Origin of the sequence: Rhizobium sp. RHZ01, from assembly GCF_014851595.1 — a bacterium.
GTDB lineage: Bacteria > Pseudomonadota > Alphaproteobacteria > Rhizobiales > Rhizobiaceae > Rhizobium > Rhizobium altiplani.
In genome coordinates this window covers 1-13,982 of the sequence record NZ_JACUZZ010000042.1, presented here as the reverse complement: position 1 = coordinate 13,982, position 13,982 = coordinate 1, and the positions used below count along the sequence as shown (strand labels likewise).

Sequence of the window (13,982 nt, the reverse complement as noted above, 5' to 3'; positions counted from 1 at the left end):
TTCGATTGTTGTATCTCGAGGGATTTGGCGTGCGAGTAGCAATTATTCATTACTGGCTCGTTGGGATGCGCGGTGGCGAGAAGGTTCTCGAAGCACTGTGCGATATATTCCCGACGGCCGACATCTATACACACGTGTGTGATCTTGCGGCCATTTCGGACAAGATCAAGCGACACAAGATACAGACGACCTTCATTGGCGGTCTGCCCTATGCCAAGCGAATGTACAAACGCTACCTACCGTTGATGCCCATGGCGCTGGAGCAGATTGATCTCGGCGCCTACGACCTCGTCATAAGCAGCGAATCCGGACCGGCCAAAGGCATCATACCGACGTCACCGGCATTGCATCTTTGCTATTGCCACTCGCCGATGCGCTACATCTGGAACATGTACAACAGATATTACGACAGTTCCGGTCTGATGACGCGCATGATGATGCCCCCGATGGCGCATTATCTGAGGACCTGGGACGTCGCGACGGCCAATCGCGTTGATGATTTTGTCGCCAATTCGACAACTGTTGCTCAACGGATCAAGAGCTATTATCGCCGCGAGGCGACTGTCATCAATCCTCCGGTAGACACTACGGCATTCCGACCAGTCGCGGCCACCGATGTCGAGGACTATTATCTGATGGTCGGAGAACTCGTCAGCTACAAGCGGCCCGATCTGGCGGTCGAAGCCTTCAACCGGATGAAAACCAAGCTGGTGGTGATTGGTGGCGGCGAAATGCTCGACCATCTCAAGAAAATTGCAGGTCCGACCGTCACCATCCTCGGCGCGCAACCGTTTGATGCGCTCCGCCATCACTACGCCCGATGCAAGGGCCTGATATTCCCCGGCGAAGAAGACTTCGGGATCGTGCCTGTCGAGGCTATGGCAAGCGGGCGACCCGTCGTCGCCTTTGGGCGCGGTGGCGCGACTGAAACTGTCGTCAATAACAAGACAGGGGTCTTCTTTCAGACGCAGACAGTCGAGGCGCTGATTGATGCAGTCGAACGCATGGAGCGTCTGGACTTCAACCCTGCAGATGCCGTGTCTCGCGCAGCTGATTTTCGACGGGACGTCTTCGTGGATCGCTTCCGGAGCTACGTTGCGAGAGCGACCGGCGCCACATTGGCCGTGTCGGCCTGACAGGGGCGACGAAATGCCAAGACAATTTCAACTGGAGTAACAGGATGCTGCTTTTCTCCTTATGCGAATGGGTCCAAGGACGAGGTCTTCGGGCACGCGGCAAAGAAAGGCGAAACCGCAAGGTAGCTGCCTCAGCTGCATTTCTGGCGATTGCCGTGGCAGCTGGCGCCCAAGCCGGCGAGGAATATGTCCCAGGGCCTCAGGACACTTTGAAGGTACGTGTGTACGAATGGCGCCCAAGCACGGGAACCGCATTCGAATGGGCCCCTTTGACTGGAGATTTCGTCGTCTCTTCAGCCGGCAACCTGTCGCTGCCGATCATTGGTAACGTTCCTGTGGCAGGCAAGACACTCGAGCAGATATCGGAAACGATCGGACTGCGCCTCCAAAATGAAGTCGGCTTGCAGAAGCGGCCAAGTGCCTCGGTCGAAATCTCGTCATACCGCCCGCTTTTCGTGACCGGGCTGGTCGCGAGTCCAGGCAAGTATAACTACAGCCCTGGTCTTACCGTCATACAGGCGCTCAGTATGGCAGGCGGAATCGGTTCGACCGATGCCAGCATGATCAGTTTGCAACGCGATGCCCTGTCGAGCCGGGGCCAGGTGCGCGAGCTGGAGGCCGAAAGACTTGGTCTCATTGCACGACAGGCTCGCGTTGAGGCCGTTTTAAACGGGGGCGCGTCGGTGGTCTTTCCTCAAGAGCTATTGTCGAGGGCCAAGGAACCACGCTTCTCGAAGATGATGGAAGAGGAACAATCGCTCTTTGAAACCCGCCAGCGCTCGCTGATGACAGAGATCGATGCGCTCGATCGCGCCAAGGTGCTCGCCAACAACCAGATCGACGCCTTGAAGGAGAAAGCTGTCTCACTTGCAAAGCAGATCGATCTGGCGAGCAAGGATCTAAACTCCGTTAACAAGCTTGTCTCACAAGGATTGACGGTCTCTGCCCGCCAGCTGGGAGCCAACCAGAATGTCGCTGAACTCGAAAGTCGCAATCTGGACGTTTCGTTGGCGATGCTCAAGACCGAGCAGGATCTTGCCAAGGTTGATCAGGATATTGCCGACGTGCACAATCGCTATCGTGTCAGCGCGCTGACAGAGGCAGCCGAACTTCGCGACAGATTTGCGTCAAATACTGAAAAAACCAAGACGGCACGCGACCAGCTGAAGAACCTCGAGGTCCGCGCACCGTCTGCAATGGCCTCCCTCGCTGAGGGAAAGGATCCCTACAGCTTCCTGATGACGGTTAACCGGGTAATCGATGGCAGCATGCAGACACTTGTCGTCAGCGACAATGATCCGGTCATGCCGGGCGACATGATAAGGGTCGAGCAGCGGGAAGAGCCAATGGCTGTCTCAACGGACGTCAGCAGCAACTGAGCTTTTGGTCGTTGTATCGCCCTAGGAACGCAATTTGGGCTTGCCTCAGCATAGGAGATACACGATTATACCCGGTTAGGGGGGAATTCGATTGGGAGGTCGGAGCAACCGATGGGCTGGGCGCTATTAGTCTCGTTTCTGATCGGCGCAATCTGCGCATTGCGGGTGCCTGTCCTCATATTCGCGCTGATCGTTCTGGTCGTGATGATCGCCTATGCTGGCGTTAGCTATACCAATGGCAGCCCTCTCATGCATGCGATCGCCTGGGGCTTTGTGTTCGCGGTCGTGCTGGAAGCAGGCTATGTCTTTGCCCACTTGCTCCTGCATTCATTCTATACGCGACGGGCCAGCGACACTGAAAAGCGGACGCCGCAACAGGCACAATCAAAATATCATGCCGACTGACCGGCAGATTTGATAGCGGGTTTCCAAAAAACATCGTGGCCAGGTCGTGCAATTGCTTTTTGCACTGGACATTGTTCTCGCACGGCTGGTGGCATACCCTCAAACAGGGCTGCGCCGTCGGGCAAAGTCGGATTGTGCCCCTGTCTTGGCCTCTTTCGCCAATCTGGCGAGCGCGAGCTGTTCAGCCTTTGCCATCCCGAATTTCAGCCTGTATCCGGCCTGCTTGAGGCGCTCACCGGAAAAGCGCATTCGCCACAGCGGGTTTCTGATCGGCAGGGTGCGGAAGCGTAAGAAGTCATGGAGCCAATCGATGACCCATGGAGCACTAACGACATGGTAGCGACGGTCGCCGCTTACCGCGAAAGCCTTGCGCATGAAATCAATATGCCTCGGCAAATCGCGATCGTCTTCCGCGATATTGTATATCTCGACCCGCCCAGCCTCGCCCCTGCCCGCCAGCCCCTCCTCGATCGCCCAGATGAGAGCGTCGGAAACATCGCCGACATAAATGTGATGAGCGTGACGGTGCGATGCGAGCATGCGCTTGAACAGGCTCCAGTCGCGAACGCCGATGATCTGGCCGACGTCGACAACGACGGCTGGTCTCAGAATTGTGCATCGCATGCGGCTGGCGACCCGCATGAGCGCCATCTCGCCGGCAAGCTTGGTGCGGCCATATTCGCGCACGTAATCCAGCGCCCAGTATTCCGAGGCGATATCGCGATCAACCGATAGAACCGGTGAGCTCTCCGAAATCTCAACGGCGAGACCGCTCCCGTAGACGGCGATCGTACTCGTGTAACAGAAGGCCTTTGCGCCCGCATTCTCGGCAGCGCGCGCCAGCCGCTCGGTCGCTCTTTCATTCAGCGGTCTCATGCGATCCTTCTTGCCGATCTCGGCGGCCAAATGGATCACCCCGGCGCAGCCTTCGACGACAGTGTTGAGATCCTCATCGCTGGCAAGGTCAACCTGACGCCATTCAAGCCCCTGGTCGTCGCGGGGCGGCTCTCGCGACGTGGTCGCTCTCACGCGATAGCCGCGTTCAAGCAGGTCGGCGACAACGAAGCGACCAATCCGGCCCGTCGCGCCGGTTACGAGAATGGTTTCACCCGGCATGCGCGGTCACCTCCGCAAGGATTGGACGCGCCAACCTGTCCTTAAAATGGTCGGCGAGACGAATTGCCATGGCGACGATCATCTGAGTCGGATTGCAGTGTCCGGCGGTCGGAAATACCGAGCTCCCGGATACATAGAGGCCTTCGACGCCGTGAACCTGGCAATCGACGTTGACAACCCCCTTGGCGGGATCGCTTGACATGCGCGTTGTACCGGTCGGATGAGCGACATCGACGAAGCTTGCAGGGATGGGCGCCTTGTCGCGCACCCAGTCGGCCAGAACAGGCTCTGGAAACCCTATTCTGGAGAATTCGGCTGCGACCAGTTCGGCCATGCGGTGCATGGTGCGCGCCTCATCCGGATGGCTGCGCCAGTCGACCTTGGGCAAGCGCATCCCGAAACGATCGCGACGCTCCGACAGGCTCATGCGGCTGTCTTCATCGGGCATCTGCTCGCACATGCAGTCGAGCGTAAGCTCCTGCAGCTTGCGCGGCAGGCCATTCCGCGCTCCGAAATAATCGACAGCTCCTTGAACCATCAAAGGGACATTGCGCGCCACGCTGACAACGTCCTCGGGCAGCCTCGGCTTTCGTGCCGCCAGGCGCCGCAATGCGTCCCAGGGATCATCAGGCGCAAGCACCTCTCCAAGCCAGCCTGCACAGTTTAGCAAACGCTCGTCTCGCTGGACTGCCGGGCTCAGTCTGAGCCCAGCACGGAAGAAGCGACCACGAACATTGTAGCGACCAAATCTGCGACGCAACGCTTTCGAACCGCTTAAGGAGAAAGACGCAGTTGGACCACGTAAATGGTCCATCAGGTAGCGGCCGACGCGGTCACGATCATTGCCAAGCGCTTTGCGATCCTGTTCGTGGGAATTGAGGAGAATGCGAGCATTCTCGATGCCTCCAGCGCAGAGCGCTACAGAACGTGCAACAAGGCTATGCTTTCGTCCGTCGCCTGTGGCAAACTCAAGCCCACGCGTTTTGGTGCGCGCCTCGTTTGCCAGCACCCGCAGCGCAGTCGCTCCTGTTACCAGTGTGACATTGGGTCCGAGGTGCTTGGCTATGTGCCGCCCAAACCGCATATACTCGAATGGGTAAGACTCCGCGTCATCCCTGCTGAACTGCCAGAAGAAGGGCAGCAGCAGGTTGGCGGAAACCTCTTTCTTCGGCGCATTGCGTCCTGCAATCGACCAGAAGCGCTGGTCGCTGTAGCCGTTACCGAGTGCAAGTCCGAGATGATTGGCGCTGCGATCCATGTATGGGTCGAGATCGTGCATGGCGATTGGCCATCCCGAATGTCCAACCCAGTCGCGTTCTTCGAAGTCGATGGCGTCGAAAGGGCCGCACCGACCGCCCCAGGTATGCGAACTGCCGCCAAGGATGCGGTTGCGCACGGACCATTGGTCGCGAACCCGCGGGCGCCCGATATTTTCAATATCGTTCAACATGTCATTTTCGGCCTCACGGCGCTCGCCACCACTCTCCAGAAGCACAACAGTCAGCCCTGAATTCGACAGTTCACGCGCTAGTGTTGCGCCCGCCGGTCCCGAGCCAACAATGCAGACATCGCAACGAAGCAACGGGACGACAGTGTCGCCGGGTTGAAGATCAATCATTGGCATGCCCATCACCCCTTGCGTGTCGTTTCTAAATTGGCGGCGCAATGCCAGCATTCTCGGCCTATTAACGCGGAAGCCATCTAGCTCGAGCCTCCCAGTACTGGCAGCTCGCTCTGGCGGCGTAGCGGGATAAACGGTGCTGTAGCCTCCGCGATAACATCCGGACGGCTGGCGGCCAGACCCGCCAAGATGAAGAACAGCAGGCCGAGGTCGACTGTCGGACCAACGACGAGCGAGCCGGCAAGCAAGCATAGGCATCCATTGCGTGCCGCAAGGTGGACATCGGCGACGAAGCTTCTGGAAGGCGCGCGACCGGGACCGAGTGCCGTTAGAACAAAAAGGAGAAAGAAGACTGCCCCGGGAACGCCGACGTTTGACAGCACCGCCACCGGGAAGCTCGAAGTTCTTGCCGTTCCAAGGCCAACACCCAAGCCATAGGTATCGAGAAAGTTCTGCAGTCCGTAACTGTTCCAGGAACCACGGGCTATGGCCGAGTTCGAGGTCGATTTACTGAGAACGAGCAGGTCTACGTAATTATGGACTGTGTTGAAAATGTCTTCCTGCAAAAGGACGATCAGTCCGGTGAGCAAGACAACCAATGGCGCAAACACGGTCACAAAGCTGCTGTTGCCTGTACCTGAACCAACGCCGCTGCGCAGCACTGCCGTAATGTAGAAGATCGCCAGACAGACTGGCGCGGCAACAAGCCCCGCAGAGGACGTCGACAGGACAATCAGTGCCAGAGAGATGACGGCTAGTGGGCCGGTCCATCTTGAATGCCGCTGGCAAAGCCACAGTGTCGCGGTAAATCCGAACGCGCCAAGTGTGGTACCGGCAAAGGCAGAAGCCTCTGGCCAGGAACCGACAATACGTTTCATGCCGTTGACCTTGTCATTGTCATGGAAGGTGTACTGCGCGTTGCGAATGAACTGCAGCATGTCCTGGGCACCGATTGCGCCGGTGACGACATCAAGGAAGGCAAAGACCACGTTCAGTGCGGCATAAACTATTAGCCCAACGACTATGGCCCGGAAACCTTGAGCTGTTGAGCCGACAGCCGTGACCAGCAGGAAGCAGACGAGGTCTGCTACCAGATAGACCGTCTGCGTCAGATTGCTCGAAACCGGTCCAAGCGACACCACACCGCTCGTCAGCGGCTGATCGGCGATGCCGAGGGGAATGATTGTCGTTGCGTCGGCAAACAGCCGCGGCAGAAAGTAAGCTGAGAGGCCGCCATAAAGGACAAGACAAGCCAACCAGAAGCCAGGACGACCAAAGTGCAGGCCATCAAAGAGTGGCGCTGTTTGCCGTCTGCCGCGAAACATGGAAAGAGCGACGAACAGCAGGAAAAGATGAGCCGGCTGGACGCTGGAGGAACCAAGCACAAAGGCTGCAGCTGCGCCAAGCAGTGTCAATGCCACGAAGGCTTTGATTGTTGCATCCTGACCGAGCGCCAGGCAGTACAGGCCGAGCGCGATCGTAAATATGCCGACCGGTTCAACGCCCATCGCCAGCCACACTCACCCGCGCACCGGCGACCATTGCTGGCTTGGCTTGCCGCGCATTGCCGGTCTTTCCTGCGATCAGGCCCTTGAGTTTGAGAGCATGCTTCTCGACGGCGTGCCACGAAAAAACGGCAAGTAATATCGTAGCCGGTAGAGCCAGCGCGATGTTGAGATACCATTCGCGGTGTTGTGGAAAGAGATGTGCCACCGTCTGCTGTACCGGAAACGCGTAGAGGTAGAGACCGTAGGAGTAATCACCACTGGCAATGAACGGATGCTTTGGCGGTCTGGTGAGGCCGATCGCAACCGTAACATATGCGATAGGAAAGGCGGCGAAGTACGGTGCGTAGGGGAGGTTCAGCATGACGAACGACACCACTGCGGCAGCAATCGCACGAGGTGCCGTCACCTTAATGTGCTCGCGGCAGACAAACAAAACAACACCAGCCAAAAAGCTCAAGAGAAGAATGCGACCAGGAAGGGCCCCGTCCATGGGCAGGTCGGTCGCTCCGCGCATGAGGTCCCGTCCAATCACGGCAAGCTGGGCTATTACAACAACGCCGATCAGCAAGACCGGTCGAAAAACAAAGCCGATCACCGCAAGCACGGTCAACGCAACGTAGCACTCCAGCTCGTAGGGAATGGTCCAGAGCGATACATTGACCGCCTGATAGTAAGGATTGTCACGAAAGAGGCCGGGCAGAAGATATTGGATATGGCCAACGATATTCAGGAAATAGGTCGAAAACTGCGGGTCTGAAACGTAACTGGCAAGCGGCAACGTCGTAAAGACCGGCCCCAGAAGAAGGGCGCACAATGTTACTTCCACCGCAAGTGCCGGCATGAGGCGAAGTGCCCGCAGACCGAGGAAACGGGCAACATTGCGCGTCCGCAAGAGGCTGGCACTGACAAGGAAACCGCTAAGGGCAAAGAATGCCGGCAGAACGAATGTTATCAGACCGCGCAGCGGTGGCTGAAACAGGAAGACTTCACCGGCTTTGCCATAGGAGACCGCAAAGCTGTGAATGCATAAAACCGCGACCGCAAGCACCACCCTAAGGTAGTCGAAGCCAGAGGTATATCCATTCGCAAACCGCTCCTCGATCGACATGGTCTTACTCCTGTCGCTGGCATTGCAGTAATAATGAATACTACGCTGCGACGCACAATAGACCGGAAGCCAGTATTTGCAAAGCCACATATTGCACTGCGACAAAAAAATAGGAAACAGAGACTAAACTTTTGAATGATGGCGAAGCTGCAACACTTCCACCTATTGTCTCTGGCCTGATAACGCGACAGACTGCGGATTATATAACTGATTTTCCGGGTAATTTCATATCCTCCGAGCACAACGCGCCGGCCCGCTGTGAAAAGGTAAAAATGCTGCAGCGCGCCATAGCCGGACAACATAAAGCGTCGGAAACGTCGATTTTGCAGTGGTGACAGCGATTCATTTCTGTTGCAAAGTTCTGCTAACCGTGAAACCTTCGATGCAATTACTGGAAATAACCATGACGCGTTTCGTCCAATTAATGCGCGCACCTGGCATCTATTTGCGGATGCTGGTCGCTACACTTGCGTTCTCGCTGATCACATACCTGCATTATAGATCGGTAACATTGACGCTATACTATAGCGTTATTTGCATATTTCTTATGCAGTTTGGCTACATAGGGGGCGTTCTTTTCCTTGTTTGGCGCGAAAAGACGCGGCGAAACACAAACTAAAAGTTGTGCATCATAGATTGTTGTGTCGTTTCCGGAAGGAGGAGAAGCCGGCCTTAAGACACGCGCATTGAAGGATTGATGTGTGATGAAATTCGGAACGAGTGGGCTTCGCGGCCTGTCTGTCGACCTTAAGGGCCGGGCTTCGGCGCTTTATGCCACAGCCTTTGGCCGCTATCTGCTCGACCGTGGAATGGCCCGCCCCGGTGACACCATCCTGATCGGTCAGGACTTCAGGGATTCCAGCCCGGAGATCGTTGCAAACTGTGCCGATGCACTTGATCGCCTTGGATTCAAGGTCCGCGACTGCGGCACGGTGCCAACACCGGCGCTGGCGCTTTACGGACTTCAGAAAAAAGCCGCGGGTCTCATGGTGACAGGCTCGCACATCCCCGCCGATCGCAATGGCATCAAGTTCTATCGGTCGGACGGAGAAATCGACAAAACGGACGAAGCAGCGATCACGACTGTCGCGACAGAACTTGATCGTGCCGGCTTTGCGTTTGCGCCCCATGGTACGGGGATGCAAAACCAATCCGCCGAATGCATCACAGCTTTCCGCGAGCGGAATGCCAATATTCTCCCGACAAATGCGCTCTCAAGCTTGAAGGTCGGCGTCTACCAGCACAGCACGGTCGCCCGTGACCTGCTCGTGGAACTTTTGGAACATTACGGCGCAACGGTCGTGCCGTTTGGCCGCTCGGAAACATTCGTTCCGGTCGACACCGAGGCGGTTTCGGAGGAGACGATCGCCAAGCTCAAGGAGGTCGCAAGACAGCATGACCTCGACGCCATGGTCTCTGCGGATGGTGATGGCGATCGCCCGTTGGTGGCGGACGAAACCGGGACGCCGCTGCGTGGCGATTTGCTCGGCCTGATCGCCGCGAACTTTCTCGGTGCGACATCGGTTGTGACACCCGTGACATCGAATTCCGGCATCGAAGCCGCCGGTCGCTTCAGCGTCATTCGCACGCGTGTTGGCTCTCCGTTCGTCATATCAGGGATGCAAGAAGCACTCGCGGCTGGCCGGACTCGCGTGGCAGGTTTCGAAGCGAACGGCGGCCTGCTCACCGCGAGTGAATTCGAGGTCAACGGTCACACGCTGAAGGCCCTGCCGACACGCGACTGCTTCGTCCCCATCCTGGCGGCGCTTTCCCTTGCTGCCTCCAAACGGCAGCCTCTTTCGGTGGTCGCCGCGTCCTTCAATCTGCCATTTGCCGCGGCCGACCGGCTTGAGAATTTTCCGGTTGAGATCAGTGCCCGGTTGATGGCCTATCTTCGCGCCGCACCCGCCAATCTCGCGGCGTTCCTGCAGCCGATCGGCGAGGTTGGCAGCGCCAGCGATATTGACGGCCTTCGTGTTACGCTGGCGGATCGCCGCATCATCCATTTCCGCCCGTCCGGCAATGCCCCTGAAATGCGCTGCTACGCCGAGGCGGAAAGCGAAACAGCCGCCGCGACGTTGGTGCACGCCGGTCTGGAGCGAATCCGTAAATGGGCGCAGGTGGGTTGATGGGCGAAGCAAGACAGAGATTCGAGGACACTCCATATGACACAGAAGATCGTTCCCGTGATAATGGCTGGCGGCAAGGGCACTCGTCTCTGGCCGCTGTCACGCGCCGCAGCGCCTAAGCAGTTCATCCGCTTTATCGGCGACAAGACATTGTTCCAGGAAACGCTGCTGCGCGTGTCCGATCCCGCGCTTTACGAAGCACCCGTCATCCTGACCAACGAGGAGTTTCGCTTCCTCGTTGCCGAGCAGGCGCGTGAGTTGGACATCGGCCTAGCGGCAATCCTGCTCGAACCGGTTGCTCGAAACACCGCGGCGGCAGTTGCGGCGGCCGCAACGCTCGTGCGTGATCGCTTTGATGAAGACACGGTCATGCATGTGCTCGGCTCCGACTATGAGATCGTCGCTGACGACACCTATTTTGAGTGCGTTCGCATCGCTGCCGCCACAGCCGCCCAGGGCAAGCTGGTAACCTTCGGCATCCAGCCGACCGAGCCTGCAACCGGCTACGGCTACATCGAAGGTGGGAAGACACTCCCGACGGGCGCACGAACGGTCGCGCGCTTCATTGAGAAACCGCCGCTCGCCAAGGCCGAAGACATGGTCGCGACTGGCGGTTTTTACTGGAACTCCGGGATGTTCATGTTCTCGGTCTCAGGCGTGCTTGCCGAGATGCGAAGCTATGCTGCGCCGGTCCTCAAGGCTGCGGCCGACGCCATTGCAAAAGGTGTCAGAGATCTCGACTTCATCCGCCTCGACAAGGCAGCGTTCGCCACAAGCCCGAACATCTCGATCGACTATGCCATCATGGAAAAGACGAGCAACGCCGCCGTCGTCCCCTCGCCCTTCAAGTGGTCCGATCTCGGCAGCTGGGATTCCGTCTGGAAGAGCGGCAGCCGCGACGAAAATGGCAATGTGGCAGCCGGCAACACGACGGTCGTCAACACCAAGAACTCGCTCATCATGACCCATGGCGTACACCTCGCCGTCCAGGGCATGGACGACATCGCTGTCATCGCCAGCGAGGACGCCGTCTATGTCGGGCGACTGCAGGACAGCCAGGACGTCGGGAACCTCGTGAAGATGCTCGCCGCCGCCCCCACGACATCGCAACTGACTGAGACGCACCCGACCTCTTACCGGCCTTGGGGCGGCTACACGTCGGTGCTGAACGGCGACCGTTTCCAGGTCAAGCGCATTTTCGTCACTCCGGGCAGGAAGCTGTCGCTGCAGAAGCATCATCACCGCTCCGAGCACTGGATCGTCGTCAAGGGCACGGCAGAGGTGACGATCGGCGAAAACGTGCAGATGCTGAGGGAAAACGAGTCCGTCTACATCCCGCTCGGTGAAGTCCACCGTCTCGCCAATCCTGGCAAGATCTTGCTCGAACTAATCGAAGTGCAGACCGGATCCTATCTCGGCGAAGACGATATCATCCGCATCGTCGATGAGTTCGGCCGCAGCTGATCGATAAAAGGACCATAGCAGTCTGAAAAAAAGGGCCAACGATAGAATGGACAATGGTCTGAGAGACAAACGAATTTTAGCCAAGGTGCGGATTCCGATTTTCCAAGGATTTGTTCGCCGGCTGCAACGTGAAAATCGCTTCTTCGAGGAAAACTCTGATCTCCGAGGTGACTGCAGTGATCGGAGATGCATGGTTGAAACACGCCCGTTGCGGCGCCTCAAAATCGGCCGGGTCGATGCCTGACGACAAGCACCTTAATCGAAACAACGTTTTTTCCGGCGGGAACTCGGCCTATATGCTGTCACACATCAAGATGCAGTGGTGGGCACTGCGCAGTGAAGTCGAAAGAAGCGAGTCGACTGGACACCGATATGCAGGTTTGGATCTGCTTAGAGGCATTGCCGCACTTGTCGTGGTTCTGAAACACTTCAAGACGCGCCTCGATCTCCCCTATCTGGCACCAAACGGATATCTCGCGGTCGACTTCTTCTTCGTCCTCAGTGGCTTTGTCATTGCGAGCGCCTATCAGGGACAGCTGAAGGATGGAACTCTATCGGCAACCGCATTTTTCCGAAAGCGATTGATCAGGCTGTTACCACTCGTCGTCATTGGCGCAATCGTTGCGGTGGCGTTGGAACTTGGTCGCCTGAACCTTGATCAAATGCAGCATTTGAAAGACGTTGCGATCGCATTCGTTTTTGGAATAACGCTTCTTCCAATCCTGCAAACATCGGGGCTTCACACACCAACGCTCGAACAATCGGTATTTCCGCTCAATACGCCGACGTGGTCTCTGTTTTTCGAGATTTTCGCAAACATCGCTTTTGCTGTGTGCGCCCGGTTCAGACTGTTCTCGTGGACGCTCCTTGTTGTAATTTTTGCAAGTGGAGTATGGCTGCTCTTTGCGATCAAGAGTGCCGGAAGCGCAAACTTCGGGTTCAACCCGGCCGGATTCTGGCTCGGATTTCCTCGTGTGATCTGGTCGTTCTCGGTCGGCCTTTTGATTTACAAATATCGTTTCCTTGCGCCGAAAGGAACATTCGTTCCGGCCTCCGTAGTCTTGATTGCTGTTCTCATGCTCCCAGACACGGGATTGCCAAAGGCGCTGACAGATACGATCGCCGTGATGATCATTATGCCTGTGGTTGTCTTTGCGTGCCTGAATGCGGATCTTGGGAAGACTGCGCGCAGGTGGGCGGTTTGGGGCGGGAACCTCTCCTACCCCCTTTATGCGCTTCATTATCCGCTTGTTCACGTTCTAAGTTTTGCCGCCAAAGGTTTGCATTTGTCTTGGGCACAGCAAGGTGGGGTAGTCATCGCTGGAACGGTCGTTATCACTGGCTTTTCTGCAGTCATATATGCGGTGGTGGACGTTCCGGCCCGTAGGAGACTGTCATTGCTCGCCAGGCGGGCTTAAAGGACGATGGCGCCTCGAAGCGATGCGGGTGAGGGCCACCGAAGTCATTGGTGCTATGATTGTGCGTGCTAGTTCCACGCCGAGCGGATGATCTGAGACAAATCATACTGCTGCGTCCAGCCGAGAATCTCTCACGTGCGCGAGTCGACCTCGCGACAGCCGACATATTCCACAGGAAACGGCCGCTCGGAGACGCGCTCGATGGTGCCCAGGTTGGAGCAACCGACTCTCCGCCGCGCAATAGATACTGGACGGCGCAGACATGGGCATCGGCGAGGTCGAGGATGTAATCGCGGACGCAGGTGCAATCACGCGTCTCGTAGTCGGTTCCGAACACCTTGAAGCCTTCGCGGCCGCCAACCATGGCACGCGCTCTTTTAGCTTTTAGCATCATGACGACCTAAATAAGGAAACAAACGGAGAGCGTACAGGCAGGAACCGCAACGCCATCAGCTGGAATATGCCAAGAGGTCGCATGCGCATCTGGATCGACTCTGTCGCGTGATATCGATCGGCGGAGGGCGCCTGCTCTTCCAGCGTTCCAAACATTGCTGCCGAGTTCCATATGATTTAGTCGGCCGTGAAGAACACGGAAGCTGCTGATTAGACATAGGAATCGAAGGATCTGCAGATCTTCTAATTGCCGGAAACAGCCACCGAACGGGCTGTTTCCTTGCAAAATCAGTTTGAGGTTTCCC

At 57.2% G+C, this 13,982-nt stretch carries 11 protein-coding genes and 1 pseudogene; 6 read left to right on the top strand and 6 right to left on the bottom strand.

What is annotated here, in order from left to right:
- The first annotated feature begins 65 nt into the window (after positions 1-65).
- The 3 genes from IB248_RS28820 to IB248_RS28810 all read left to right on the top strand — a co-directional run bounded on the left by IB248_RS28820 (position 66) and on the right by IB248_RS28810 (position 2,920).
- Positions 66-1,136, top strand: coding sequence for a glycosyltransferase (locus tag IB248_RS28820; RefSeq protein ID WP_025662510.1), 1,071 nt, complete (start codon positions 66-68; stop codon positions 1,134-1,136).
- Positions 1,137-1,180: 44 nt separating this feature from the next.
- Positions 1,181-2,515 carry a polysaccharide biosynthesis/export family protein gene (locus IB248_RS28815; protein ID WP_169684231.1) on the top strand — a complete coding sequence of 445 codons (1,335 nt, stop codon included), beginning with the start codon at positions 1,181-1,183 and terminating at the stop codon, positions 2,513-2,515.
- A 111-nt stretch (positions 2,516-2,626) separates the two neighbouring features.
- Entirely contained in the window at positions 2,627-2,920 is a 294-nt protein-coding gene (locus tag IB248_RS28810; protein WP_169684233.1) for a hypothetical protein, read from the top strand.
- 99 nt (positions 2,921-3,019) lie between these two features.
- Here IB248_RS28810 and IB248_RS28805 read toward each other — a convergent pair whose 3' ends face one another.
- The 4 genes from IB248_RS28805 to IB248_RS28790 form a co-directional block, all read right to left on the bottom strand.
- On the bottom strand, positions 3,020-4,036 hold the full coding sequence (locus IB248_RS28805; RefSeq protein WP_169684235.1) for an NAD-dependent epimerase/dehydratase family protein: 1,017 nt from the start codon (positions 4,034-4,036) through the stop codon (positions 3,020-3,022).
- Complete coding sequence (locus IB248_RS28800; protein WP_169684236.1) at positions 4,026-5,660, bottom strand: GMC family oxidoreductase; 1,635 nt, start codon at positions 5,658-5,660, stop codon at positions 4,026-4,028. Before IB248_RS28800 ends, IB248_RS28805 begins: the two co-directional genes overlap by 11 nt.
- A gap of 77 nt (positions 5,661-5,737) precedes the next feature.
- Positions 5,738-7,165 carry an O-antigen ligase family protein gene (locus IB248_RS28795; protein ID WP_169684238.1) on the bottom strand — a complete coding sequence of 476 codons (1,428 nt, stop codon included), beginning with the start codon at positions 7,163-7,165 and terminating at the stop codon, positions 5,738-5,740.
- Positions 7,155-8,273, bottom strand: coding sequence for an acyltransferase (locus tag IB248_RS28790; RefSeq protein ID WP_169684240.1), 1,119 nt, complete (start codon positions 8,271-8,273; stop codon positions 7,155-7,157). Before IB248_RS28790 ends, IB248_RS28795 begins: the two co-directional genes overlap by 11 nt.
- Before the next feature lie 704 nt (positions 8,274-8,977).
- On the opposite strand from IB248_RS28790, the gene IB248_RS28785 reads away from it, so the two are divergent.
- The 3 genes from IB248_RS28785 to IB248_RS28775 all read left to right on the top strand — a co-directional run bounded on the left by IB248_RS28785 (position 8,978) and on the right by IB248_RS28775 (position 13,284).
- Complete coding sequence (locus IB248_RS28785) at positions 8,978-10,402, top strand: phosphomannomutase (protein WP_192242052.1); 1,425 nt, start codon at positions 8,978-8,980, stop codon at positions 10,400-10,402.
- A 36-nt stretch (positions 10,403-10,438) separates the two neighbouring features.
- A complete protein-coding gene (locus IB248_RS28780) occupies positions 10,439-11,866 on the top strand; it encodes a mannose-1-phosphate guanylyltransferase/mannose-6-phosphate isomerase (RefSeq protein ID WP_192242050.1) in 1,428 nt (475 codons plus the stop codon).
- A 176-nt stretch (positions 11,867-12,042) separates the two neighbouring features.
- Positions 12,043-13,284 (top strand): acyltransferase, encoded by a 1,242-nt coding sequence (locus IB248_RS28775; protein ID WP_192242049.1) that lies wholly within the window; start codon positions 12,043-12,045, stop codon positions 13,282-13,284.
- Positions 13,285-13,352: 68 nt separating this feature from the next.
- Here IB248_RS28775 and IB248_RS28770 read toward each other — a convergent pair.
- Together IB248_RS28770 and IB248_RS31410 are read right to left on the bottom strand one after the other, a co-directional pair.
- Positions 13,353-13,645 (bottom strand): annotated as a pseudogene (locus IB248_RS28770) (UDP-glucose 4-epimerase GalE); the annotation flags it as partial.
- Between the two features lie 39 nt (positions 13,646-13,684).
- The coding region (locus IB248_RS31410) for a hypothetical protein (RefSeq protein ID WP_210333087.1) at positions 13,685-13,982 on the bottom strand (298 nt) is incomplete at its 5' end.